This window comes from Streptomyces sp. 1331.2, assembly GCF_900199205.1.
GTDB lineage: Bacteria > Actinomycetota > Actinomycetes > Streptomycetales > Streptomycetaceae > Kitasatospora.
In genome coordinates, this window is record NZ_OBMJ01000001.1 from 7516784 (window position 1) to 7540710 (window position 23927).

Annotated in this window: 23 protein-coding genes and 2 pseudogenes; 10 read left to right on the forward strand and 15 right to left on the reverse strand. The window is 73.9% G+C overall.

Features of this window, described 5'->3' with window-relative positions; genetic code table 11:
* Positions 1-33: 33 nt before the first annotated feature.
* Positions 34-1578 carry an MFS transporter gene (locus CRP52_RS32575; RefSeq protein ID WP_097239670.1) on the reverse strand — a complete coding sequence of 515 codons (1545 nt, stop codon included), beginning with the start codon at positions 1576-1578 and terminating at the stop codon, positions 34-36.
* 253 nt (positions 1579-1831) lie between these two features.
* Here CRP52_RS32575 and CRP52_RS32580 point away from each other — a divergent pair, with 253 nt between their 5' ends.
* The gene (locus CRP52_RS32580; protein WP_097239671.1) at positions 1832-2689 is read left to right on the forward strand and encodes an S-methyl-5'-thioadenosine phosphorylase; all 858 of its coding nucleotides are present in this window, start codon (positions 1832-1834) and stop codon (positions 2687-2689) included.
* Here the strand turns inward: CRP52_RS32580 and CRP52_RS32585 are convergent.
* Entirely contained in the window at positions 2655-3137 is a 483-nt protein-coding gene (locus CRP52_RS32585) for a hypothetical protein (RefSeq protein ID WP_097239672.1), read from the reverse strand. The two genes, CRP52_RS32580 and CRP52_RS32585, sit on opposite strands and share 35 nt — an antisense overlap.
* Complete coding sequence (locus CRP52_RS32590; RefSeq protein WP_097240519.1) at positions 3134-4249, reverse strand: molybdopterin-dependent oxidoreductase; 1116 nt, start codon at positions 4247-4249, stop codon at positions 3134-3136. The genes CRP52_RS32585 and CRP52_RS32590 overlap by 4 nt, the downstream gene beginning before the upstream one ends.
* A gap of 195 nt (positions 4250-4444) precedes the next feature.
* On the opposite strand from CRP52_RS32590, the gene CRP52_RS32595 reads away from it, so the two are divergent.
* Complete coding sequence (locus CRP52_RS32595; RefSeq protein ID WP_107474919.1) at positions 4445-5782, forward strand: glycosyltransferase 87 family protein; 1338 nt, start codon at positions 4445-4447, stop codon at positions 5780-5782.
* Positions 5783-5859: 77 nt separating this feature from the next.
* Here the strand turns inward: CRP52_RS32595 and CRP52_RS32600 are convergent, their stop codons facing one another.
* The 3 genes and pseudogenes from CRP52_RS32600 to CRP52_RS38990 all read right to left on the reverse strand — a co-directional run.
* Positions 5860-6528 (reverse strand): class I SAM-dependent methyltransferase, encoded by a 669-nt coding sequence (locus CRP52_RS32600; RefSeq protein WP_097239674.1) that lies wholly within the window; start codon positions 6526-6528, stop codon positions 5860-5862.
* Entirely contained in the window at positions 6525-7052 is a 528-nt protein-coding gene (locus CRP52_RS38985; RefSeq protein WP_257033166.1) for a DUF2064 domain-containing protein, read from the reverse strand. Before CRP52_RS38985 ends, CRP52_RS32600 begins: the two co-directional genes overlap by 4 nt.
* Before the next feature lie 99 nt (positions 7053-7151).
* Positions 7152-7874: pseudogene (locus CRP52_RS38990) on the reverse strand (glycosyltransferase family 2 protein); the annotation flags it as partial.
* A gap of 186 nt (positions 7875-8060) precedes the next feature.
* On the opposite strand from CRP52_RS38990, the gene CRP52_RS32610 reads away from it, so the two are divergent.
* The gene (locus CRP52_RS32610; protein WP_257032970.1) at positions 8061-8822 is read left to right on the forward strand and encodes a response regulator transcription factor; all 762 of its coding nucleotides are present in this window, start codon (positions 8061-8063) and stop codon (positions 8820-8822) included.
* A complete protein-coding gene (locus CRP52_RS32615) occupies positions 8819-9955 on the forward strand; it encodes a sensor histidine kinase (RefSeq protein WP_097239677.1) in 1137 nt (378 codons plus the stop codon). The genes CRP52_RS32610 and CRP52_RS32615 overlap by 4 nt, the downstream gene beginning before the upstream one ends.
* Before the next feature lie 26 nt (positions 9956-9981).
* Here the strand turns inward: CRP52_RS32615 and CRP52_RS32620 are convergent.
* Positions 9982-11036: pseudogene (locus tag CRP52_RS32620) on the reverse strand (NAD-dependent epimerase/dehydratase family protein).
* Positions 11037-11290: 254 nt separating this feature from the next.
* On the opposite strand from CRP52_RS32620, the gene CRP52_RS32625 reads away from it, so the two are divergent.
* From CRP52_RS32625 to CRP52_RS32645, 5 genes are all read left to right on the forward strand, one after another.
* A complete protein-coding gene (locus CRP52_RS32625) occupies positions 11291-11659 on the forward strand; it encodes a hypothetical protein (protein ID WP_097239678.1) in 369 nt (122 codons plus the stop codon).
* A 132-nt stretch (positions 11660-11791) separates the two neighbouring features.
* Positions 11792-13069 (forward strand): ABC transporter substrate-binding protein, encoded by a 1278-nt coding sequence (locus CRP52_RS32630; RefSeq protein ID WP_097239679.1) that lies wholly within the window; start codon positions 11792-11794, stop codon positions 13067-13069.
* Entirely contained in the window at positions 13066-13998 is a 933-nt protein-coding gene (locus CRP52_RS32635; RefSeq protein ID WP_179853006.1) for a carbohydrate ABC transporter permease, read from the forward strand. The genes CRP52_RS32630 and CRP52_RS32635 overlap by 4 nt, the downstream gene beginning before the upstream one ends.
* On the forward strand, positions 13995-14828 hold the full coding sequence (locus CRP52_RS32640) for a carbohydrate ABC transporter permease (RefSeq protein WP_097239680.1): 834 nt from the start codon (positions 13995-13997) through the stop codon (positions 14826-14828). Before CRP52_RS32635 ends, CRP52_RS32640 begins: the two co-directional genes overlap by 4 nt.
* Before the next feature lie 32 nt (positions 14829-14860).
* Complete coding sequence (locus CRP52_RS32645) at positions 14861-16048, forward strand: ABC transporter ATP-binding protein (RefSeq protein ID WP_097239681.1); 1188 nt, start codon at positions 14861-14863, stop codon at positions 16046-16048.
* Positions 16049-16057: 9 nt separating this feature from the next.
* Here CRP52_RS32645 and CRP52_RS32650 read toward each other — a convergent pair whose 3' ends face one another.
* The 4 genes from CRP52_RS32650 to CRP52_RS32665 form a co-directional block, all read right to left on the reverse strand.
* Positions 16058-16441 (reverse strand): cupin domain-containing protein, encoded by a 384-nt coding sequence (locus CRP52_RS32650; RefSeq protein ID WP_097239682.1) that lies wholly within the window; start codon positions 16439-16441, stop codon positions 16058-16060.
* 144 nt (positions 16442-16585) lie between these two features.
* Positions 16586-17758, reverse strand: coding sequence for a CopD family protein (locus CRP52_RS32655; RefSeq protein ID WP_097239683.1), 1173 nt, complete (start codon positions 17756-17758; stop codon positions 16586-16588).
* Positions 17759-17847: 89 nt separating this feature from the next.
* Positions 17848-18336, reverse strand: coding sequence for a nucleoside deaminase (locus CRP52_RS32660; RefSeq protein ID WP_097239684.1), 489 nt, complete (start codon positions 18334-18336; stop codon positions 17848-17850).
* 113 nt (positions 18337-18449) lie between these two features.
* Positions 18450-19301: a universal stress protein gene (locus CRP52_RS32665; protein ID WP_097239685.1), complete on the reverse strand. Its 852-nt coding sequence runs from the start codon at positions 19299-19301 to the stop codon at positions 18450-18452.
* 166 nt (positions 19302-19467) lie between these two features.
* Between CRP52_RS32665 and CRP52_RS32670 the strand changes: the two genes are divergently transcribed.
* On the forward strand, positions 19468-19827 hold the full coding sequence (locus CRP52_RS32670; RefSeq protein ID WP_097239686.1) for a zinc ribbon domain-containing protein YjdM: 360 nt from the start codon (positions 19468-19470) through the stop codon (positions 19825-19827).
* A 59-nt stretch (positions 19828-19886) separates the two neighbouring features.
* Here CRP52_RS32670 and CRP52_RS32675 read toward each other — a convergent pair whose 3' ends face one another.
* The 4 genes from CRP52_RS32675 to CRP52_RS32690 all read right to left on the reverse strand — a co-directional run bounded on the left by CRP52_RS32675 (position 19887) and on the right by CRP52_RS32690 (position 23876).
* Complete coding sequence (locus CRP52_RS32675) at positions 19887-20909, reverse strand: hypothetical protein (RefSeq protein ID WP_097239687.1); 1023 nt, start codon at positions 20907-20909, stop codon at positions 19887-19889.
* On the reverse strand, positions 20906-21808 hold the full coding sequence (locus tag CRP52_RS32680) for an ATP-binding cassette domain-containing protein (RefSeq protein WP_097239688.1): 903 nt from the start codon (positions 21806-21808) through the stop codon (positions 20906-20908). Before CRP52_RS32680 ends, CRP52_RS32675 begins: the two co-directional genes overlap by 4 nt.
* Before the next feature lie 38 nt (positions 21809-21846).
* Positions 21847-22254, reverse strand: coding sequence for a GntR family transcriptional regulator (locus CRP52_RS32685; RefSeq protein ID WP_097239689.1), 408 nt, complete (start codon positions 22252-22254; stop codon positions 21847-21849).
* A 116-nt stretch (positions 22255-22370) separates the two neighbouring features.
* Entirely contained in the window at positions 22371-23876 is a 1506-nt protein-coding gene (locus CRP52_RS32690; RefSeq protein ID WP_097239690.1) for a DUF2079 domain-containing protein, read from the reverse strand.
* Positions 23877-23927: the final 51 nt, after the last annotated feature.

Consider the following 23927-nt stretch of genomic DNA (forward strand, 5'->3'; position numbering starts at 1 on the left):
TGATAGGACTCTTCCGTCCACCCCGACGCCCTGTCAAGTGCCGTCCCCCGAAGGGCTGACGCCGGTCGGCACCGGTGGCCGGCGGACCTTGATGACGAGCGCGGCGATCACCACCGCGAGGCCCGCGAAGACCAGGCCCAGCTGGAAGGCACTGGCAATGCCGTGCACCAGCACCTGCGAGGAGTACGGCGCCGGCAGCTTGCCGGTCGCCTTGAACTGCAGCGCCTGCTGCGGGGTCGCCTGCCGCAGGAACGCCCCGACCTGCTGGCGGGCCTCGTTGCGGCTGGCCGTGCCGAACACCGTGACCAGGATCGACAGGCCGAGCGAACCGCCGACCTGCTGAGTGGTGTTGAGCATGCCGGTGGCGGCGCCGGTCTCGTGCGGGGCGACGTGGGAGACGGCGGTGAGCATCACCGGGACGAAGATCGAGCCCATGCCGAAGCCGAACAGCAGGGTCGGCCCGAGGATCCCGCCGACGTAGGTGGTGTGCAGGTCGATCCTGGTCGCCCAGGTGACGCCGGCCAGCACCAGGACCGAGCCGGTGACCAGGAACGGCTTGGGCCCGAACCGCAGTTGGTTGCGGGCGGCGAACTGGGCGGCGGCGATGATGGCCACGCTGATCGGCAGGAAGGCGAAGCCGGCTCGCAGCGGGCTGAAGCCGAGGATCTCCTGCACGAACAGGGTGATGAAGAAGAAGATGCTGAACATCGCCGCGGCCACGCAGAGCATCAGCCCGTATGCGCCGGAGCGGTTGCGGTCGCGGAACAGGTGCAGCGGGGTGATCGGCTGCGGCACGCGGCGCTCGTTGACCAGGAAGGCCGCCAGCAGCACGACGGCGAGGGTGAACGCGGTCAGCGTCACGGCGTCCGTCCAGCCGTGGTCGGAGGCCCGGATGAAGCCGTACACCAGGGAGACCATGCCCGCCGTGGCGGTGAAGGCGCCGGTGAGGTCGAAGCGCCCGGGGTGCTGCTCGGACTCGTTGATGTAGAGCGGCGCCAGCAGGGCGATCGCGATGGCGATCGGCACGTTGACGAAGAACACCCAGCGCCAGGAGAGCCAGGACGTCAGCATGCCGCCGAGCAGCAGCCCGATGGCGCCGCCCGCACCGGCCACCGCCGAGAAGACGCCGAAGGCCCGGTTGCGCTCGGGGCCCTCCTTGAAGTTGGTGGCGATCAGCGCGAGCGCCGTCGGCGAGGCGATGGCGCCGCCCACGCCCTGCAGGGCCCGCGCGGCCAGCAGCCAGGCGGAGGACTGGGCGACCCCGCCCAGCAGCGAGGCGAAGCCGAACAGCAGGACACCGACGACGAACACTCGCCGCCGGCCGAGGATGTCGCCCGCCCGGCCGCCGAGCAGCAGCAGTCCGCCGAAGGTCAGGGTGTAGGCGTTGATGACCCAGGACAGGTCGGTGGTGTTGAACTTCAGCGCCTGCTGGATGTGCGGCAGGGCGATGTTCACGATCGTGATGTCCAGGACGACCATCAGCTGGGTGGCCGCGATGACGGTGAGGGCTACCCCTGGGTGCTGGCCCCGACGAGCGGTCGCGGGCGGAGCCGGGGCCAGGGCGCGTGAGGTTGCCATGGCAGATCCCCCAATGGCGTGGGGTCGAACGACAGTGGGTGAACGGAGTTCGTTCGCTACCACCGACCGTAGCCCCGGGAAGATAGGGAACACAACCGTTCATTACCGACAACTGTCTGTTTTCGGACAGTGGCAGCCCGGCGTGGCGGGGCGGGAGGACGTTCGCGATTCGTAAGGCCCGCTGTCCCGGTTCCGGCGCTGTCCGTTCCTACAGTTGCCGGGACGTTGTTCCCGAGAAGAAGGGTGGACCGGGATGACGGTCGACCAGGACCTCCTGCCGAGCGCCGAGGTGGGTGTGATCGGCGGCTCCGGGCTCTACGAGCTGCTGGACGAGGTGACCGAGGTGCAGGTGGACACGCCGTACGGGGAGCCCAGCGACGTGGTGTTCGTGGGGGAGGCGGCCGGGCGCCGGGTCGCGTTCATGCCCCGGCACGGGCGCGGCCACCGGATTCCCCCGCACCGGATCAACTACCGCGCGAACCTGTGGGCGCTGCACTCCCTGGGCGTGCGGCAGGTGGTGGCGCCCTGCGCGGTGGGCGGGCTGCGCCCGGAGTACGGGCCGGGCACGCTGCTCGTGCCCGACCAGTTCGTCGACCGGACCTCGGGGCGCCCGCAGACCTTCTACGACGGGCTGCCGCTGCCGGACGGCACGGTGCCGGAGGTGGTGCACGTGTCGATGGCCGATCCGTACTGCCCGGCAGGGCGGCACGCGGTGACCGAGGCCGCCCGGGACGCGGCCTGGGAGCCGGTGGACGGGGGCACGCTGGTGGTGATCGAGGGCCCGCGCTTCTCCACCCGCGCGGAGTCCCGCTGGTTCACCGCCAGCGGCTGGTCGGTGGTCGGCATGACGGGCCATCCGGAAGCCGTCCTCGCCCGTGAACTCGGGCTCTGCTACACCTCGGTGGCCCTGGTGACCGATCTGGACGCCGGCGTGGAGAGCGGTGCGGGCGTCACCCACGGCGAGGTGCTGAAGGAGTTCGCCCGCAACGTCGACCGGCTGCGCACCGTGCTGTTCAAGGCGGTGGAACGGCTGCCGCTGCTGCGTGAGTGCCCCTGCCCGCACGCCCTGGACGGGCTCACGACCGGCCTGCCCGGGGTGCCCGGCGCCTGACCGCCCGGTTCCGGTGCTTGACCGCCCGGACCCGGCGCTTGACAGCCCGGTGCCGGTCCCGGTGCCGCCACCGTCCGACGAACGCGACCAGCAGCGCGACGCCGGCGGTGGCGGCCAGCACCAGCAGCCAGTTGCGCAGGTACGGCAGCGGCAGCACCGACGGGTTGCCGTGGTCGTCGTCGGCGCGCAGGACGGCCGGAAGGCCGACGGCGGTGACGGCCGCCGCGACGAACAGCCAGCCGCGCAGCACGGCGCCGCGGGCCAGGAACGCGCCCAGCAGGCACACCAGCGGCACCCACAGCCCGTCGTGGACCACCAGCCCGCCGATCGCCCAGACCAGGACGCCCGTCGGGTCGGCGATGTACGGGTCACCGAGCAGCCCGTACAGGCCGTAGCCGATCACGGCGAGGCCCGCGGCCAGCAGCAGCGCGCGGATGCCGGCGGTCATCCGACCACCTCGATGCGCGCGACCCACTTGGTCTGCAGGACACCGGGCCGGTTCGGCGCGATGACGCGCGCGGGGAAACCGTGGTCCGCGGCCAGGACCTCGCCGTTGACGCGCAGGGCGAGCAGACTGGCCGGATCGTCGACGTACTGCGCGGGCATCTCCATCACCCGGTACGGCCCCTCCGCCTCCAACGAGGTGACCCGCACTGCCGAACCGGGCGGAGCTCCGGCCCGCCGCACCAACTCGGCCACCCGGACCCCGGTCCACCGGGCGGTGGCGCTCCAGCCCTCCACGCAGGAGATCGGCAACGCGACCGAGTGCTGCGGGAGTTCGTCGAGATCGGCGAGGGTGAGCTGGTACGGCTGCGGCCCGTCCACCCGCAGCCGCCAGTCGGCGGGCACCGTCACCGTGCCGGCCTGGGCGGCGGTGCGGTTCACCGGCAGTCCCTGGGGGCCGAGGTCGGGGCGGCGCGGTGCCAACAGGTCCAGGGCACGCAGCCAGGGCACGCTCTGTCCGGCGGTGACGAGGGTGACCGCACCGGCAGCGGCGGTGGTCGCGGTCAGGAACGCGCGGCGCTGCGCCAGTGCGGGAACGGCCCGGCGCCACCAGTGCGCGGCGATGAGCGGGGCCTTGACGGACAGGTGGACCAGCAGTGCGCCGGTCGCCAGCCAGCCCAGCCAGAAGTGGGTCTGGCGGAACGGGAACGGCCACGGGTACCACTGCAGGGTGTTCAGCAGGCCGGTGAACAGCTCCAGGAGGACGGCCGCCACGAGGAGGGCGATGCCGAGGCGCTCCAGGGCGTGCAGCACGCTGCGCGCCGGCGGCCACTCGAACAGCCGGGGGTAGACCGCCCAGAGCTTCGCGCCGGCGAGCGGGATCGCGGCCAGACCGCTGATCACGTGCAGGCCCTGGGTGACCCGGTAGCCGTTCACCGGCCGTGCGGGCAGGTGCGGCGCGAGCCACCCGGGCGGGTCCTGGAGCAGATGGCTGGTCAGGCCGGTCAGGAAGCAGATCAGCAGGGCCGCGCCCAGCCAGCGGCCGACGACGACCACGGTGCGCGGTTCGTGCAGCGGTGAGGTGAAGGTCCCCGCGCGGAACGGCCCCCGGCGCAGGAACGCCGGGGGAGCGGGCAGCGGCGGGTCGTGACGGCGACGGGGGGCCGGAGTGCCGGAGTCGGCGGGTTCGGTTTCCACGCGTCCATAGAAGCGCCCCGGCGCCTCCCGCCGGTGGTCCGACGTGCTTACGGATTCCGAACGCCGGCCTCGCCACCCGCGGCGAAGGCGCGGTCCGGTGGGAGGGTGGGCGACGTGATCTCCCGCACCGTCCTGCCCTGCCTCCTCGCCCTCGCGGCCCTGGTCGCCGCCCTGGCGCTGACCGTTGCCCGGTGCGGCGCCCTCGCACTCACCGGCTGGTACCTCCTCGACGTCGGCCTGTTCGCCGTCGCGGTGCTGCTGCTGCGCAGGGTGCCCGGCCGCCAGGTCGTGCCGCTGGTCCTGGCCGGCGGCGTCGCAGTGGCCGCCGTCGGGCTGCTGGCGCCGCCGCGCAGCAGCGACGACGCCTACCGCTACGTCTGGGACGGCCGGGTCCAGGCGGCCGGGATCTCGCCGTACGCCCACACACCGGACGATCCGGCGCTGACCCGGTTGCGCGATCCGGGGCTCTTCCCGGTGGGGGACGGGTGCGCGGGCTGGGACGAGCGTCGCACGGTGGACGGGGACTGCACCCGGATCAACCGGCCGGCCGTGCACACCATCTACCCGCCGGTGGCGCAGGCGTGGTTCGTCGCGGTGCACCCGTTCGGCGGAGGGGTGCGCGGGGTGCAGGTCGGCGGGGCGGTGCTGGCGGTGGCCACCACCGGGCTCCTGCTCACAGTGGGGCGGGAGAAGTGGCGGGCCGCGCTGTGGGGGTGGTTCCCCGGGGTGACGGTGTGGGCGGTCAACGACGCGCACGTGGACACCCTCGGAGTCCTGCTCACGGTCGCCGGGCTCGGCTGCGCGGCGCGCGGGCGCGTGCTCCGCGGGGGGCTCCTGCTGGGCGGTGCGGTCGCGGCGAAGCTCCTGCCGGCCCTCGCCCTGCCCGGTGCGCTGTCGGGCCTGGCCGCCCGGCGTCCGACCCGCAACGACCTCCTGCTCGTCGTCTCCGTGCTCGGCACCTTCGCCCTGGCCTACCTCCCGTACGTGGTGGCCTCCGGCACCTCCGTCCTGGGCTACCTGCCGGGCTACCTGCGGGAGGAGGGCTACGAGCAGGGCCACATCGACCGGTTCGGACTGCTGCGACTGCTGCTGCCCGACCCCCTGCTGGTGTGGGCGGCGGCCGCGGTCCTCGCCGTGGTGGTCGTTCGGGTCCTGCGCAGGGGCGACCCGCAGCGGCCGTGGTCCGGGGCGCTCCTGGTGACGGGCACCGCGCTGCTGCTCCTCGCGCCCTCCTACCCGTGGTACGGGCTCCTGGTGGTCGCCCTGGTCGCACTCGACGGCCGCTGGGAGTGGCTGGCCGTACCGTGCGCCGGGCAGGCGCTCTACCTGACGGGAGGCCAGACGGCACAGCAGCTGTCCTACGGAGCTGCGCTGTGCGTCGTCCTCCTGGTCCCGCTGTTGCGGCACCGCCGTACGGCACGGACGGCGGTGGCGGTGGGCGCCGGGAAGTGACGGAATCCTGACGAACCGGCGCCGAGGACCCAACGGGTCGGACACGCCCCCGGGCCGTTCCTCAGCGGGGACGGGCCTCAGCGGGGACGGGCCGTCTTCCGGAAGGCGAGGAAGTGGCGGCCGTGGGAGGACCAGCGCTCGGTCTCCACGAGGCCGGCCCGGTCGGCGCGCCGGGCGGTGGCCGTCACGCCGCAGCGGGCCCAGGCGAAGGGCGGCCCGACCCGCCCGCCGGGCCCCTCGACCCGGACGGTGAGCCGTTCGTCGATCCCTCCCGGCTCGACCTCGACCAGCAACACGCCACCCGGCGCGAGCACTTCGGCGCTCCGTGCGAGCAGCAGCCCCGGGTCGCCGCCGATGCCGAGGTTTCCGTCGGCGAGCAGCGCGCCGCCCCAGCGCCCTTCCGCGGGCAGCCGGTCGAACACCGAGCGGTGCAACGCGGGCCCGCCGAGCCTCCTGGTGCGGGCCACCGCCGCGCCGGTGACGTCGACGCCCAGGGCCGGCACGCCCAGGGCGAGCAGGGCCGCGACGAGGCGGCCGGGGCCGCAGCCGAGGTCCACCACCGGCGCGGCCAGCCGGGTGCAGCGCAGCAGCAGCCCGTGGTCGGCCCCCGCGGCGGGTGCGCACCAGCGTTCGACGTCCAGTGGGATCCGGCGGCCGTCCTCGCCCCGCAGCCACAGCGGGCCGCGCCCGGCGCGGACGGCTTCGGCGAACGGGTCGTCCACCCACGCCTCGGTCGTGACGGTCACTGCGACACCTCCCGGGCGCTGTCGATCGACCGGAGGCAGGTGGCGAACCTGCTGTCCGGAGCCTCGGCGGCGACATGACGCGCGTCCCGGATGGTGTCCACGTCGGTGACCACCGGGAGGTGCCTGACCGTCAGGTCCTCCGCCGCCAGCCGGTCGAGCAGGGCGCGTCCGGTCTCCGGTGTGGACATCGGTACGCCCAGGAGCAGCCGTGCGGCCAGTCGTTCGGTCGGCCTGGCCAGCCCGAGCGCCCAGAACCCGCCGTCGCCGGCCGGGCCGTACCAGGCGTCGACGCCGGTGCGCCGCGCGGGGGAGAGGGCCTCGGCGAGGAGGGCGGCGTCCAGCTGCGGGGTGTCCATGCCGACCAGCAGGGCGGGCGCCTGCGGAGCGGTCCGGGCGGCGTGCGCGAAGGCGGCGGCGAGCCGGGCGTCCAGCCCGCCGTCCGACTGCGGCACGACCTGCCAGCCGGGCGGCAGCCAGTCGCCGACGGCACCGTCCAGGACGAGCAGCCGCCGTCCGGCCGGCATCCGGGTCAGGGCGGCGAGCGTGTCGGTGAGAGCGGCCTCGGCCAGTGCCGCCGCCTGCTCGGGCGTGCAGGGCGGGGTGAGGCGGGTCTTGACCCGGCCCGGGACGGGCGACTTGGCGATCACCAGCAGGGTCGGCGGCGGTGCGGCCAGGACGGCCCGCATGTCGCGGACGGCCTGCCGGGTGCCGCGCACGGTGCCGGTGACCTTGGAGCGGCCCGTGCGCGGCAGGTAGTCGACGGGCGTCTCGGCGATCCGCATCCCGGCCGCCGCTGCGGCCAGCACCGTTTCGAGGGGGTAGCCGGACCGGCGGTCGCCCACACCCAGCGCCAGCAGCCGGTCGCGGTGGGCGGCCCGCATCGGGCCGAGGTCGTGCAGTGGCGCCCCCGTCCTCGCGCGCAGCCGGTGGGCCAGGGCCGCGTTGGCCAGGCGGGCGTGCAGCGGCCACGCCCCGGCGGTCGCGGGGCGGCGCCGGCCGAGCACCAGGTCCGCCGAGCCGGCGAGGACCGGAGTGGCGACCCGCGGCAGCTGGGCGGGGTCCAGCGAGCCGTCGCAGTCCATGAAGCAGACCAGCTCGGCGGTCGCGGCGAGGAGACCGGCGTGGCACGCGGCGCCGAAGCCGCGCTGCGGCTCCTCGACGACCGTCGCGCCCAACGAGCGCGCCAGCTCGGCCGAGCCGTCACGGGAACCGTTGTCGACGACGATCGCCCGCCAGCCGGCGGGCACCCGCCCCAGCACCCAGGGCAGGGCCTCGGCCTCGTCGAGGCACGGCAGGATCACGTCGGCGAAGGGCAAGGGGGGAGTGGGAGAGATCACGTCAGCCACGCTAAGCGCGGGCGGGCCCGCGCGGCCGGACCGCGCCCTTACGAAACTCCTACGTCGGCCGTTCGGCCGGTCGGTGGGCGGCAGTCGGCTCGGTCGCGGTCCGCCGGGGCCGGCCGACCTTACGGAACACGAACGTCGACCCCGGCGTGGCTCCCGGCCGTGTCCGCGGCTCGTATCCTCGGCGAGGTGAACGACAGCCCCGCTTCCGCCGGACCACCGGACCCCGCCCGCATCCTGGTGGTCGACGACGACCCCACCGTGAGCGAGGTCGTCGCCGGCTACCTCACCCGGGCCGGGCACCGGGTCGACCGGGCCGGTGACGGCGCCCAGGGCCTCGCCCTGGCCCGCGCCCACCGCCCCGACCTCCTGGTGCTCGACCTCATGCTCCCCGGGATCGACGGTCTGGAGGTCCTGCGCAGGCTGCGGGCCTCCGAGGACGGCGCCGACCTCCCGGTGGTCCTGCTCACCGCCAAGGGCGACGAGGCGGACCGCATCCTCGGCCTGGAACTGGGCGCGGACGACTACGTCACCAAGCCCTTCAGCCCGCGGGAGCTCGTCCTGCGCGTCCAGTCCGTCCTGCGCCGCTCCCGCGCCGCAGCGCACACGGCGTCGTCCCCGTCCCCCGGACCGCTGGCATCCGGGGACATCACGCTGGACCCGCAGGCCCGCCGGGCCCACCGGGCGGGGAGCGAACTGCTCCTCACCCTCCGGGAGTTCGACCTGCTCGCGTTCTTCCTCCGGCATCCCCGGACGGTCTTCCCCCGCCAGGAACTGATGCAGCGGGTCTGGGGCTGGGACTTCGGCGACCTGTCCACCGTCACCGTCCACGTGCGCCGGCTGCGCGAGAAGATCGAGGACGACCCCGCCGCCCCGTCGCTGATCACCACGGTTTGGGGCGTCGGCTACCGCTACGACCCCGTGACGGACGAGAAGGACGGCCCCGCGTGAAGGACCTGCTGCTGATCGCCCTGTTCGCCGGGCTCGGGGCCGCCGGGGCCGGCCTGCTCGGATGGGTCGCCGTACGGCTGCTGCGCCGGCGCTCGATGGCGCTCTCGCTCTTCTGCGTCGCCGTCGTCACCGTCCTCGCCGTCACCTCCGGGACCTTCGCCGTCGCCCAGGCGATGTTCCTGTCCGGACACGACCTCGGCGTGGTGATCACCGTCCTCGGCATGGCGTCCGTGGTCTCGCTGCTCACGGCCGCCCTGCTCGGACGCCAGGTCGTGGCCGGCAGCCGCGCCCTGACCGCCGCCGCCCGCACCGTCGGGAGCGACTCCGGCTTCACCGCACCGGAGCACCCGCTCGGGCTCGAACTGGCCCAGCTCAGCGAGGAACTCGCCGCCACCAGCGCCCGGCTCGCCGAGTCGCGCGGCCGGGCGCGGGCGCTGGACGCGTCACGGCGCGAGCTGATCGCCTGGATCTCCCACGACCTGCGCACCCCGCTCGCCGGGCTGCGCGCCATGGCCGAGGCCCTGGAGGACGGAGTGGCCGACGAGCCGGAGCACTACCTCGGACGGATCCGGGCCGAGGTGGAGCGGCTCACCGGGATGGTCGACGACCTCTTCGAGCTCTCCCGCATCCAGGCGGGAGCCCTGTCCCTCTCACTGTCCCGGGTGTCCGTCTACGACCTGGTCGACGACGCGCTGGCCGGCGCCCACCCGCTGGCCCGCCAGCGCGGCGTCCGCCTGGAGGGCCGTCAGGTCGCCGCGGAGCCGGTCGAGGTGGACAGCCGCGAGATCACCCGGGTGCTCGGCAACCTCCTCGTCAACGCGATCCGGTCGACGCCCGAGGACGGCGTCGTCGCGGTCTCGGCCCGTCGGGAGGTGGACGAGATCGTCCTCTCGGTCACCGACGGCTGCGGGGGGATCCCCGAACAGGACCTCTCCCGCGTGTTCGAGACCGGCTGGCGCGGCACCGCCGCCCGGACACCGCGGCGCGATCCCGGCGAGGGCGGGGACAGCGGAGCCGGGCTCGGGCTGGCCATCGTCCGCGGCATCGTCGAGGCCCACGCGGGCCGTGCCGAGGTGCGCAACGTCGCCGGAGGCTGCTGCTTCGAGATCGCGCTCCCGGCGGCGCGCGGCTAGGGCCTGTCCGGCTCCGGGACCCCTGGTCAGGCCCGCAGCGGCGCGGCGGCGAACTCGGTCATCCCGGCACGGAACGGCACCCGCGCCCGCCAGCCCAGCTCCTCGCGCAGCCGGGAGGAGTCGGCGGTGATGTGCCGGACGTCCCCGAGCCGGTACTGCCCCGTCACCACCGGGGCCGGCCCGCCGTAGGCGTCGGCCAGGGACCGGGCCATCTCGCCGACCGTGCGCACCTCCCCGCTGCCGACGTTGTACGCCCGGGCACGGCCCGGTGTCCTGCGGCGGACGTCCTCCAGGGCGGCCAGGTTCGCCGCCGCGACGTCGTCGACGTGGACGAAGTCCCGGCGCTGGCCGCCGTCCTCGAACACCCGGGGGCCTCGCCGCGGGCGAGCGCCGAACGGAACAGGGAGGCCACCCCGGCGTACGGGGTGTCGCGCGGCATGCCCGGGCCGTAGACGTTGTGGTAGCGCAGCGCCAGGACGGACCCGCCGCACGCGCGGGCCCAGGCGGCGGCCAGGTGCTCCTGGGCGAGCTTGGTCGCGGCGTACACGTTCCGGGGATCGCCGGGCGCGTCCTCCGCCACCAGGCCCGGCCGGAGCGGAGCCCCGCACACCGGGCAGGGCGGTTCGAACCGGCCGGCGTCGAGGTCGGCCGGGCGCCGTGGACCGGGCGCCACGCCCCCGTGCTCCGGACATGCGTACCGTCCCTCGCCGTAGACCACCATCGATCCGGCCAGGACCAGGTTCCGCACCCCCGCGCGGGTCATCGCGGACAGGAGCACCGCCGTGCCGAGATCGTTGCAGCCGACGTACGCGGGCGCGTCGTCGAGGTCGAGACCGAGTCCGACCATCGCCGCCTGGTGGCAGACCGCGTCCACCCCGGCCAGGGCGTGTTCCACCGTCTGCGCGTCCCGGACGTCACCGTGCCGGAACTCGACACCGACCGGCAGGTCAGGGGCCGCTCCCGACGGGTGGACCGCGGGCAGCAGGGCGTCCAGTACCCGGACCTCGTGTCCCGCCGCGACCAGAGCACGCACGACGGCCGAACCGATGAACCCGGCGCCGCCGGTGACCAGAATCCTCATGGCCGGGACGCTACCGGCGAAGCCGTCCCGTGGACCGCCGCGACGAAGGGTGTCAGCAATCCGTAAGGCGAACCCGGGCCCGGCGCAGCGCCCGCCCCATGTGGCCGGTTTGTGGCTGGCCCGCACCGCCGGGGTGGGGTTGGCTCGCGTACTGGCCGGCCTCGCAGGAGGGGCCGGGCAAGCTGCTCGGCGACGGCATCCAGTGCACCGCCGCGCATGAGAACCCTGATGCATCGACCCGGGAGGACCCCTTCGTGCTGTCCCGTCACAAGACCTTGCGATCAGGCGTCGTCGCCCTCGGCGTCGGCGCCGTCCTCGTGCTGTCCTCGTCCGTGCCCGCCTCCGCCGCCAACGAGGGCGACCACTGGATCAGGACGGCGAACTGCACCGCCGACCAGGAGATCCAGGTGCACTTCGTCAACGGTGGCTGGCACGACGAACAGGAGCTCAACCCCACGGTCGCTCCCCCCGGTTGTGAGTTCGTCCTGACGGACCACGGCAAGCGGATCTCCGACACCTGGGGCGCCGGCTCCGGCTGGTGGTACGACGGCCCGGAGCACTACATCTGCGCCACCGTCTACGACTACGGCGCCCAGTCCGCCGTCTCCGGCGTCTGCAACTGAGCCGAGCGGCCGCGCACCCCGGGTTGGGCCGTTCGGCTGACGGGGGGCGCGGCACGCCGGCGACCGGAGACGGCAGCGGGCCGCACCCCCTAGGGTCGGCGGGGCCGGTCAGCCCCCCACCACGGGAGAACGATGCCCAGGGTCGCCAGAATTCGCTCGCGGTGGGCGAGCGCCGTCGCCGGGCTGGCCGTGATCGCCTCCGCCCTGGTGGGCTGCGGAGGCGGCGGGCAGGGCGGGGCGGTGACGTTGAACTGGTACAACTTCCCCGACGACTCCGGGGCCCTCCAGCAGGCCGCCGACCGCTGCGGGCAGCAGTCCGGCGGGCGCTACACCATCCACTACAACAAGCTCCCCCGCGGCGCGGACGGCCAACGCCAGCAACTGGTGCGCCGGATGGCCGCGCACGACGCCGACGTGGACATCCTGGGCCTGGACGTCACCTGGCCCGCCGAGTTCGCCGAGGCCGGCTGGATCCGCGAGTGGACCGGCGCGATGCGCGAGCAGGGCACCGCCGACACCCTCGACGCGGCGGTGCGCACCGCCACCTGGCGGGGCCGGCTGTACGCCGTGCCGTACAACTCCAACACCCAACTGCTCTGGTACCGCGACGACCTGGTGCCGACCCCGCCCGCCACCTGGGCCGAGATGCTGGCCAAGGCGCAGGAGCTGGCCCGCGAGGGCAAGCCGCACCTGGTGGAGATCCAGGGGGCCCAGTACGAGGGACTGACGGTCTGGTTCAACACCCTGGTCGCCAGCGCCGGAGGCTCGATCCTCACCCCCGACGCGCAGGCGCCCGCGCTCGGGGCGCCGGCCGTCGCGGCCGCCACGGTGATGCACGACCTGGCCACCTCGGTGGCCGCCGACCCCTCGCTGCCGAACCAGATGGAGGACCAGAACCGGCTCGCCATGGAGTCCGGCAGCGCCGCCTTCGAACTCAACTACCCCTTCGTCTACCCCTCGATGAAGGCCAACCAGCCGACGCTCTTCCCGCACTTCCGCTGGGCGCCCTACCCCGCGGTGACCCCCGGCCGCCCCGCCGGCGTCACCATCGGCGGCATCGACCTCGCGGTGGGCGCCTACAGCCGGCACCCCGACCTCGCCTTCGAGGCCACCCTCTGCCTGCGCGACCGCGACAACCAGCTCACCAACGCGCTCAAGGGCGGACTCCCGCCGTCCCTGCGCAGCCTCTACCAGGCGGCCGAACTCACCAGCAGCTACCCGTTCGCCGCCGACGTCCTCGCCGCCCTCGACTCCGCGAGCATCCGGCCGCAGACCCCGGCCTACCAGAACGTCTCCATCGCCATCTCGCACACCCTCTCCCCGCCCGCGGCCATCCGCCCGGAGCAGGACGTGGCCGACCTCCGCGGGCAGATCCAGGACGCCCTCGGCTCGAAGGGGCTGATCCCGTGACACCGACCACCGGAGCCCGCGGCACGACCGTACGGCGGCCCGCCGGGCCCTCGCGCGGCGCCCGCCAGGAGCGCCGACTGGGCCTGCTGCTGTGCGCCCCCGCGGTGATCGTGATGGTCGCCGTCACCGCCTATCCGATCGGCTACGCGGTCTACCTGTCGCTGCAGCGCTACGACCTGCGCTTCCCCGAGCAGGCGCACTGGGTCGGGCTCGCCAACTACGGCGCGGTGCTGACCTCGACCTACTGGTGGCAGGCGCTCGGCGTCACCGTGCTGATCACCGCGGTGTCGGTGGCCGTCGAGCTGGTGCTCGGGCTGGCGCTCGCCCTGGTGATGCACCGCGCCGTCTTCGGCCGCGGCACCGTCCGCACCGCCGTCCTGGTGCCGTACGGGATCGTGACCGTCGTCGCCGCCTACTCCTGGCAGTACGCCTGGACACCGGGCACCGGCTACCTGGCCGCCCTGCTGCCGGCGGGCAGCGCCCCGCTGACCGAACAGTGGCCCGCCATCGGCCTGATCATCCTCGCCGAGGTCTGGAAGACCACCCCGTTCATGGCCCTGCTGCTGCTCGCGGGCCTGGCCCTGGTGCCCGAGGAGACGGTCCGGGCGGCCATGGTCGACGGGGCCACCTTCGGCCAGCGGCTGCGCCTGGTGATCCTGCCGCTGATGAAACCGGCCATCCTGGTCGCCCTGCTCTTCCGAACCCTGGACGCCTTCCGGATCTTCGACAACATCTACGTGCTGACCGGCGGCTCCAACGGCACCGGCTCCGTCTCGATCCTCGGCTACGACAACCTGTTCACCGCGCTCAACCTGGGCATCGGCTCGGCGATCTCGGTCCTGATCTTCGTCTGCGTGGCGCTCATCGCGGTGCTCTTCGTCAAGCTGTTCGGCGCGGCGGCGCCGGGCGCCGAACCGGAGGGCCGATGAACGCCCACCGCGCCCGGACGCTGACCGGCTGGGGCGTCGCCAACCTGGTCGTCGTCCTCTACGCGCTCTTCCCGGTGTGGTGGATCGTGGCGCTCTCCTTCAAGGACCCGGCCACCCTCTCCGACGGCGACTTCGTGCCGAGCACCTGGACCTGGGCCAACTACCGCGGCATCTTCCGGACTTCGGAGTTCACCCGGGCCCTGGTCAACTCGATCGGGATCGCGGTGATCGCCACCACCGTCGCCGTGGTGCTCGGCACCATGGCGGCCTACGCGGTGGCCCGGCTGCGCTTCCCCGGGAAGCGGCTGCTGATCGGGGTGTCCCTGCTGATCGCGATGTTCCCGCCGATCTCGCTGGTCTCGCCGCTGTTCGACATCGAGCGGGTGCTCGGGCTCTTCGACACCTGGCTCGGGCTGATCATCCCGTACATGACCTTCTCGCTGCCGCTGGCGATCTACACGCTCTCCGCCTTCTTCCGCGAGATCCCGTGGGACCTGGAGAAGGCCGCCAAGGTCGACGGCGCCACCCCCTGGCAGGCGTTCCGGCTGGTCATCGCGCCGCTGGCAGCGCCCGGCGTGTTCACGACCGGCATCCTGGTCTTCATCTTCTGCTGGAACGACTTCCTGTTCGCGATCTCGCTGACCTCCACCACCTCGGCCCGGACCGTCCCGGCCGCCATCGCCTTCTTCACCGGAAGCTCCCAGTTCGAGCAGCCGACCGGCTCGATCGCGGCCGCCGCCGTGATCATCACGATCCCGATCGTGGTCTTCGTGCTGCTGTTCCAACGCCGCATCGTCGCCGGGCTCACCGCCGGCGCCGTCAAGGGCTGAGACCCACCAGAGACCCACCAGGAAGGCGGACCGTGGCCGAGATCGTCCTCGACGGCATCACCAAGCGCTACCCCGACGGCGCCCTCGCCGTCCGCGACGTCAACCTCACCATCGCCGACGGCGAGTTCGTGATCCTGGTGGGGCCGTCCGGCTGCGGCAAGTCCACCACGCTCAACATGATCGCCGGGCTGGAGGACATCACCGAAGGCACCCTGCGGATCGCCGGAGAGGTCGTCAACGACCGAGCCCCCAAGGACCGCGACATCGCCATGGTCTTCCAGAGCTACGCCCTCTACCCGCACATGAGCGTGCGCGACAACATGGGCTTCGCGCTGCGCCTGGCCAAGGTCGACAAGCCGACCATCGCCGCCAAGGTCGAGGAGGCCGCCCGGATCCTGGACCTGACGCAGCACCTCGACCGCAAACCCGCCAACCTCTCCGGCGGGCAGCGCCAGCGGGTCGCGATGGGGCGGGCGATCGTCCGCGACCCCAAGGCCTTCCTGATGGACGAGCCGCTGTCCAACCTCGACGCCAAACTCCGGGTCCAGATGCGCACCCAGATCGCCGCACTCCAGCGCCGCCTGGGCACCACCACCGTCTACGTCACCCACGACCAGGTCGAGGCCATGACGCTCGGCGACCGGGTCGTCGTCATGCGGGCCGGCGTCGTCCAGCAGGTCGGCACGCCCCAGCACCTCTACGACGAGCCGGTGAACCTCTTCGTCGCCGGGTTCATCGGCTCGCCCGGCATGAACTTCCTCGGCGCCGCACTGGAGCACAACGCCCTGCGCACCTCCCTGGGTGAACTGCCGCTGGACGACCGCACCCGGCGAGCCCTGGAGCGCGCGGACGCCCCGCGCGACCTGATCGTCGGCATCCGCCCCGAGGACTTCGAGGACGCCGCCCTGGTCGAGCACCCCGGCGGGGTCACCTGCTCCGTCACCGTGGACGTCCGCGAGTCGGTGGGCTCCGACGTCTTCGTCCACTTCGCGGAGGAGGGCGGACCGGCGCCCACCGAGGAACTCGCCGAACTCGCCGCCGACTCGGGCCGGGCCGACACCGGCATGCAGGAACACCGCGTCGTCGCCCGCCTGAACACCGCGACCCGCGCCGCCGAGGGCGGCCCGCTGGAGCTGTGGATCGACACCGCGCGGATCCATGTCTTCGACCCGCGCGACGGGGCCAACCTGACCCACCCGGAACGCTCGGCCACGCCTTAGGGACAGACTCTAGGGAGCACCGCCCTGCTGGCGGCCCATCCAGTCCATGATGGCCTGCTCGGTGCGGGCGAGGTCGGCGGTCGGGCTGAACTGCAGCAGCTCCGTGCCCTCGTCGACGTACGGCCGGTGCCCGGGCGGCTGGTAGAAGGCGTCACCGGTCTCGTACACCTCCTCCTGGTCCCCGGACACGAAGCGCACGCGCCCGGCGATGACGTAGCCCCAGTGCGGGCACTGGCAGGCGCCGTCGGGCAGCGCCTGCAGCGGGCCGTCGAGGTCGGCGTCGGCCGCGAAGGAGACGAACTCGACGGTGTAGCCGTTCATCTCCGCACGGCGGTCGGTCACCGGGCCGAACTCCTGGACCTGCGGTGCTGACTGCTTGGACACCTTCGGCATCGGTGCGGCTCCTCTCCGTGAGCCCCCGAGACTTCCCGTCGTGTCGAGTCGACCACCTCCCGGCGCCGGGCGCATCCGGGCGGACGCCGAAGCGCGCGCCGCCGCTCCGGAGGGCCTGGAGCGGCGGCGCGCGCGGGGATGGGGTCAGGCCGCGGCCGGGGTGGCCGACGGGCGGCGGGCGAGCGCGTCGGAGGCCTTGGCCGTGGCGTAGAGGGAGACGGCGAGGGCGATGACCATGGCGGCACCGGCGGCGAAGAGACTGCCCGAGGAGACGGCCTTGGCGCTGCCGGCCTCGGTGCGGGCGGAACCGGTGATGAACGGCACGACCGCCAGGACGGCGACCCCGAGGACGACCTCGCCCCAGACGACCAGGGGGAAGTGGCGCAGCGTGAGGTGGCGCAGCGAGGCGGTGTCGTCGGCGCGCCGGGCCCGGGCGATGCGGGGCATGAGCCAGAACTGGTTGACGGCGCCGGCGGTGACCAGGCCGAGGACCAGGGCGAGCTTGACGAGCAGGGCGAGGCCGTAGCCGGTCGTCCACAGCTGGGAGACCGCGCCGACGTGCTTCCAGCTGAGCCACAGGCCGGAGACGAGGACGGCGCCGACGCAGACCAGCGCGACGAGGCCGAAGCGGCGCCAGATGTCGGCCCACAGCAGGCCGGCGTCGGTGCCGAGGCGGCCGCGGGTGCCGGCGAGCCCGACGAGCAGGGCGAGGCCGCCGAGCCAGACGGTGCCGGAGACGATGTGGGTCTGGTCGAGGACGAGGTCGAGCCAGCGGTCGCGGTCGGCGGGGGCGGTGGTCGGGACGGCGGCGATCAGGGTGACGGTGAGGGCAGCCGGCAGCACGGCGCGGACCACGCGGTCGGTGTGCCGCCGGACGGCCGGGAGGAACAGGGCGGTCATCGCAGCGGCCGCGGCGAGGAGCACCAGGTTCTGGACCAGGTAGACGGTGCCCTGGGCGATCCAGGCGCCCTTGGCGGCCGGGGCCCGGAGGAAGTCCAGGATCCGGCCGGGTGCGAGGGCGTCCTCGAAGGGCATGCCCTTGCCGGCCCGGGCGACGCGCGCGGCGAGCTGGAAGTAGCCGGCGACCAGCAGCACCACGCCCGCCCAGGCGAGGTGGGTGGCCGACCTGGATCGCAGCACCGCGGCGTCGGCGGTGCCGCCCGTGCGGCGGAGGGCGGGTCGGACCGTGGTGACGTAGGTGACGGTGGTGCCGATGGCGCCGCTGAGGCCGATGAAGTAGCCGGTTTTGGTGAGGACCCGCCAGAGCTGGGGCGCGGTGTATCCGGCCGTGTTCGCGGCCAACAGCAGACTGTTCATAAGGGAAGGCTAGCCTTAGCAAGGCTAGCCTTCCCTTATTCTTCAGTGCTTATTGTCCTATTGTCATCAACCCGTAACTCCACGGGGTGTCAGTCCTCGGTCGGCTGCGCCCAGTAGCCCGCGTGCACCGCCGCGGCCTCCTCGAAGAGGTCCGGCCCCGACACCTCCACGGTGTTCCCGCCGGCCGCGAAGACCTTGCGGCACGGCAGGTCGAGCACCGGCTCGTCCGGGTCGGCCCCCGCGATGACGTTCAACTGCGGTGCGGAGAGCGCGTAGACGACCCGGCGGATGCCGCTCCAGTAGATCGCCCCGGCGCACATCGCGCACGGCTCGGTGCTGCTGTACAGAGTGGCCTCGGTCAGCTGCGCCGGGTCCAGGGTGCGGGAGGCCTGCCGGACCAGATTGAGCTCGGCGTGGGCGGTCACGTCGCGGTCGACGAGCACGGTGTTCTCGGCGGTGAGCAGGACGTTCCCGGCCCGGTCGGTCAGCAGTGCGCCGAAGGGGTGGTTGCCGTGCGCGCGGGCGAGGCCCGAGAGGTCGATCGCGGCGAGCAGGTGGGCGCGGGTGTGATCGGCCATGGCGGGCTCCTCGGGGTGGTCCGGGTGGTGGCGTTAAACGTATAACGGTGCGGGGTGGCCGACGGTACGGGGCTGCCGCACCGGGCTGCCGTACGGGCTTGCGGCGGCCCGGGTCACCCGTACGGGACGACGGCGACCGGGCAGTGGGCGTGGTGGATCGCGGCGTGCGCCACCGGGCCGAGGTGGTGGTGGAGCAGCGGCATCCGGTGGTGCAGGCGGCGGCCGACGACGAGCAGCCGGGCCGTCGCCGCCGCGTCCACGAGCTCGACGGCGGCTTTGCCCCGGACCAGGTCGGCCGTCACCTGCACCTCGGGGTGGCGGGCCCGCCAGGACTCCAGGGCCTCGCTGAGATCCGCCCGCTCGTGGGCGGAGACCTCGCCCTCCAGCCCGCCGATGGCGCCGTACGACAGGTGCTCGGTGCCGGCCGGCGGCGACCAGACGTGGACGACCCGCAGGGGCGCCGAGCGCAGCGCGGCCGCCTCGAAGGCGAAGGCCAGCACCGGGTCCGCCGGGCGCGCCAGATCCAGGCCCACCGTCACCGGCCCGGCCGCCTCACCCGCCTCGGCCCGGACCAGCACCACCGGGCAGACGGCCCGGCGCAGCACCTCCTGGCTCACCGAGCCGACCAGGAAGCCGCGCAGCGTCCCCAGCCCGCGCGAGCCCAGCACCAGCACGGCGGCGCTGCGCGCGGCCTCCTCCAGCGCCTCGACGGGGTCGGCGGACACGGCGCAGCCGGCGACCTCCAGTCCGGTCACCAGGGCGCGCAGTTCGGCCTCGCGGCCGGTCAGCCGTGCCAGGGCGTGCCGGTGGCTCTGGTCGCTGCCGACCACGTCCCGCTTCGGCCAGGGCCAGGCCTGAAGGACGTCCAGGCGCAGCCCGCGGCGCTCCGCCTCCCGGGCGGCCCACTCGGTGGCGGCCAGGCTCTCGGGTGAGCCGTCGAATCCGACGACCACGGATCCGGTCATGGCGTCCTCCTCGGTGCCGCGGCGGTCCGGGGCGGAGCCCTGCCGCCTCGGGTCCGGCCCCAGTATCGGCAGTGGCTGCCATCGGCGCCTCCCGGAGGGCGGGGCTGCGCATCCCCGTGCCCGCTGAGCAGGGGAAACGGCCTCCGGGAGCGGATATCCTGATCACATGAGCGACAACCTTCCCCCCTGTCCGCAGTGCGCCGGCGAGTACACCTACGAGATGGACGCCCTCATGGTCTGCCCGGAGTGCGGCCACGAGTGGGCGCCCGCCGCGGGCGGCGAGGGCGACACCGCCGGGGCCGGTGAGCGGGTCGTCAAGGACGCCGTCGGCAATGTGCTTAGCGACGGCGACACCGTGACCGTCGTCAAGGCCCTCAAGGTCAAGGGCAGTGCCTCCGGCATCAAGGCCGGCACCAAGGTCCGCGGCATCCGCCTGGTCGACGGCGTGGACGGTCACGACATCGACTGCCGCATCGAGGGCTTCGGCGCCATGCAGCTCAAGTCCAGCGTGGTCAAGAAGGCCTGACCCCCGGCCCTCAGGCAGCAGTTCGAGGCAGCAGTTCGAGGCCGGCGTCCGAGTCGGCGTCAGGCGCGGATCCGGCGGAAGACGACCACCAGGACGACCACGGTGAGCGCCACCAGGACGCCGGCCTCGACGAGTTGGATCGGCACCAGGTGGTCGGCCGGGTGGTACCGGAGCCAGGAGGCGGTGGCCCCCTCGCACCGGGCGCCGGCCCCGAGGGAGCGGATGCACGCGTCGGAGTCCACGCGGGTGCCGTCGGGCAGGATGACGCCCCGGTCGACGAGCCAGGCGTTGGCGGGCTGGAGGTAGGGGGGCTGCGCGCCGGGCGCCGGGCCCACCTCGTCCACGACGGGGTGGAAGTACGGCCGGGCCCAGCGGAACAGGCCGTGGGCGGTCGCGATCAGTGCGCCGGTGAGGAACATCGCGGGCAGCGTCCGGCGCAGCAGCAGGCCGACCAGGACGCCCAGCGACAGCGCGAACAGCGACCAGGCGATCGGCGCGACCCCGAGGGCCGGGTAGGTGAAGGACTGGAACGGCGGGTCGAAGGCGACCGGGCCGTGCACGATGTCCGTCCACCACACCCAGGTCATCAGCGAGGCGAGCACGCCGGAGACGGCCAGCACGGCGATGCCCGGCACCGCCAGGCGGACGGCCAGCCAGCGCACCGGGCCGACGGACTGGGCGCGGATCAGCCGGATCGTGCCGCGCTCGTACTCCTGGGCCAGCAGCGGTGCGCCGATGAAGACGCCGAACAGCAGCGGGGCGAGGGTGACCGCGGGCTGGAGGACGGAGACGAACCAGAAGTTCGGCCGGTCGATCGGCGCGAGGAGGCTCCAGCACCGGGTGTCGGACCAGGTCGCGGGGCTGTAGCAGCCGGTCCGCCGCAGGATGCCGGTGACGTGCCGGCAGGCGAGGTGGATCCAGGCCAGGTCGGCCACGACCAGGACGAGCAGGGCGGCCAGGGTCCACAGCACCACCCGGTGCTGGCGGGTCGCCAGCCAGAGCAGCCCGCGCAGCCCGGGGGCGGGGCGCCGGTCCGCAGAGGCGGGAGCGACGGGGCGGTCGGTCAGGGCGTCCGTGCTCATGCGGCGGCCTCCTCGGTCCGGTGCCGGCCGTTCGTCGGGGCGGCGTCGGGCCGGGGGTCGGCCGGTGCGCGCAGATAGCCCAGCAACAGGTCCTCCAGGTTCGGCCGTTCGCTCTCCCACGGGCCGTCCGGCGGCTCCTCGGTCCGCACCAGCGCTGTGGCGCGGCGGCCGGCGACGCGCTGCTCGACCACCTGCTCGGCCGGGAGCCCGGCGGCCTCGGCGGGCCCGGTGAGCAGCCGGTGTCCGTCCAGGATCTCCTCCAGGTCGCCGGCCAGCCGGATCCGCCCGCGCTGGACGAGCAGCAGGTGGTCGATGACGCCGTCCAGCTCGGGGAGGATGTGCGAGGACAGCACGATGGTGGTGCCGCGCTCGGCGGCGGTCGCCATCAGGGTGCCCATGAGCTGGTGCCGGGCGAGCGGGTCGAGGTCGGCCATCGGCTCGTCGAGCAGCAGCAGGTCGGGGAGCTTGCCGAGGGCCAGCGCGAGGGAGACCCGGGTGCGCTGGCCGCCGGAGAGCGAGCCGATACGTGCCCTGGGTTGCAACTCGGCCTGGTCGACGATCCCTTGGGCGGTCTCCTCGTCCCAGTGCGGATTGAGCTCGCGGCCCATTCGCAGCGTCTCGGCGACGGTGAGCCCGGGGTAGAGCGGCTTGTCCTGCGCCACGTACGCCACCCGGGCGCGCAGCTCCGGCCCGTCGGACGCCTCGCCGAGCACCCGCAACTCACCCTCGGTGGGGGCGAGTTGGTGGGCGGCGAGGGCGAGCAGGGTGCTCTTGCCGGCGCCGTTGGGGCCGACCGCCCCGCAGATCCGCCCGGCCGGGACGGTGAAGTCGCAGCCGCGCAGGGCCCAGCCGCTCCGGTACTGCCTGCCGAGGCCGACGGCCTCCAGCGCAGGCGCCATGGTTGTCGGGTCTTCCACCCGGTCCCCCCAAGTGTTTCTCAGTTCGGTGTCGCCGGGGAGACCCCGGTGTCGAAGCGCTGCTCCAGGACGGAGGCCATCAGCGCGGCGATGTCCTCGCGCTCCAGCCCGGCCTCCCGGGCCCGGTCCACCCAGCCGACCAGGTCCGCGCGCAGCGGCCCGTCGGCCGCGGCCTCCGGCCGGGCGAGCGAGCGCCGGACGAAGGTGCCGAGCCCCGGGCGGGGCTCGACCAGCCCTTCGCGTTCGAGCTCGCGGTAGGCCTTCAGCACGGTGTTGGGGTTGATCGCGGTCTGCTCGACCACCTCCCGGGCGGTCGGCAGCTTGTCCCCGGGCTGCAGCAGGCCGAGTCGCAGCGCCTGCTTGGTCTGCTGCACGATCTGCTGGTAGGTGGAGACGCCGCTGCGCCGCTCGATGCGGTACTCGATCACACCCGTTTCGACCTTTCACTAGTTCAATAGTGGAATGGTGGCCCACTGCGGCGCGCGGGTCAAGCCGGACGGGGGAGAGGCCGGCGGGAGGGGCGGACTGATCGGAGGCGGGCTGGTCAGGGGCGTTCGAGCAGGACCAGGTCGTCCTGGTCGACCCGCTTCCGGTAGCCGAGTTCGTGGTACGCCGCGAGCATGCGGACGGTCTCGGCGAGCGCGCACGGGGACTGCACGCTCGGATCGCGCAGGTCGACGGCCACCCACTCGGGCCCGCGCCCGAGCGGGGCCCGGCAGACCAGGGTGACCTCCGTGCGACTGGTGAGCTGGGCCGCCAGCCGGTTGGAGGCGGCCACGGTGGCGCCGTCGGGTATCCGGTCCAGTGCCGCCCGAGTCGCGAGGAGCCGGGGCGGGGTGCTCCAGGCCTCGGGCATCACCACCTCGTGCAGCGGGTAGAGCGGCAGCGTCACGGCCGTGACCAGGGCGGTGGTGGCGAGCGCGTACCGGGCGCGCCGGGGGAGTCGGACAGGGGTCCGGGCGGAGCCCGGCGTGGCGCCGAGTGTGGTGCCGGAGCGGCGTACGGCGTCGACCAGGGCGGCGAGCGCGACCGGCATCAGCACCGCGCTGTAGTGGTAACTGACGCCCCAGTAGTGCGGGTTGGCCGAGAGCAGCCGCCAGGCCAGGGTGGGCAGGCAGAGCAGCAGGAGCGGTGAGCGCAGGCCGAGGAAGCCGGCGGTGGCGGCGAGCAGGAGGAGCAGCAGCCACTTCAGCGGCGGCCACGCCAGCCGTACGGGCAGTGCCCAGAGCGGGGCGTGCCCGCCGCCGTCCAGCTGCTGCCAGTAGTCGAAGCCGCCGCCCGTGTTGAACGCGGGGAGCACGACCAGCACGGTGAGCGCGGTCGCGGCGGTACCGACGGCGGCGAGGGCGAGCCCGGGCAGCGGACTGCGCCGGCCCCGGCGGGCCTGCCGGGCGATCAGCAGGCCGACGGCGGCGACCGTCAGCCCCAGGTCCTCCTTGACCAGCAGCAGCGGCAGCGACCAGAGCGCGGCGGTCAGCGGCCGGCGCCGGCCGAGCGCGACGGCGGCGAAGGCGAGCAGCGGGACGGCGAACGCGATCTCGTGGAAGTCGTCGGCCGCGGCCCGGACGATCCCCCAGGACGCCCCGGTGGCGCAGCCGACGAGCAGGGCGACCCGCGGGCCGGCCACCTCGTGGGCCCAGCGGGTGAGCGGGACGACGGCCGAGGCCATGAGCAGGGCCTGGGCGACCACCAGGGTGAGCGGGGTGGGGAAGGTCCGGTAGGCGGGGGCGAGGGTGGCGACCAGCGGGTGGAAGTGGTCCCCGAGCAGGTGGTAGCCGGGCCCCTTGAGCGGGACGATCGGGGCCCGGCCGTGCGCGTACGCCCGGATGGCCTGTTCGAAGATGCCCAGGTCGTAGGCCTTGGTGAGGCCGCGTCGGTGCCGGTTGACGCCGACGCAGGCGTAGAGCGCGGCGAAGCCCGCGGCCAGGCCCCAGGCCGGCAGGGCAGGGTGGCTGAGTGCCCGTCGGAGGCGGCGCGTTCGTCGCTGTCGGGCGGCGCCGGGGCGGGGTCGGAGGCTGGGCGGAGTGAGCGGGGAGGGGGCCAGGGGCATCGGCAAAGTACCCTTTCACTATTCGATTAGTGGAAGGGTGGTGGAAGTCAG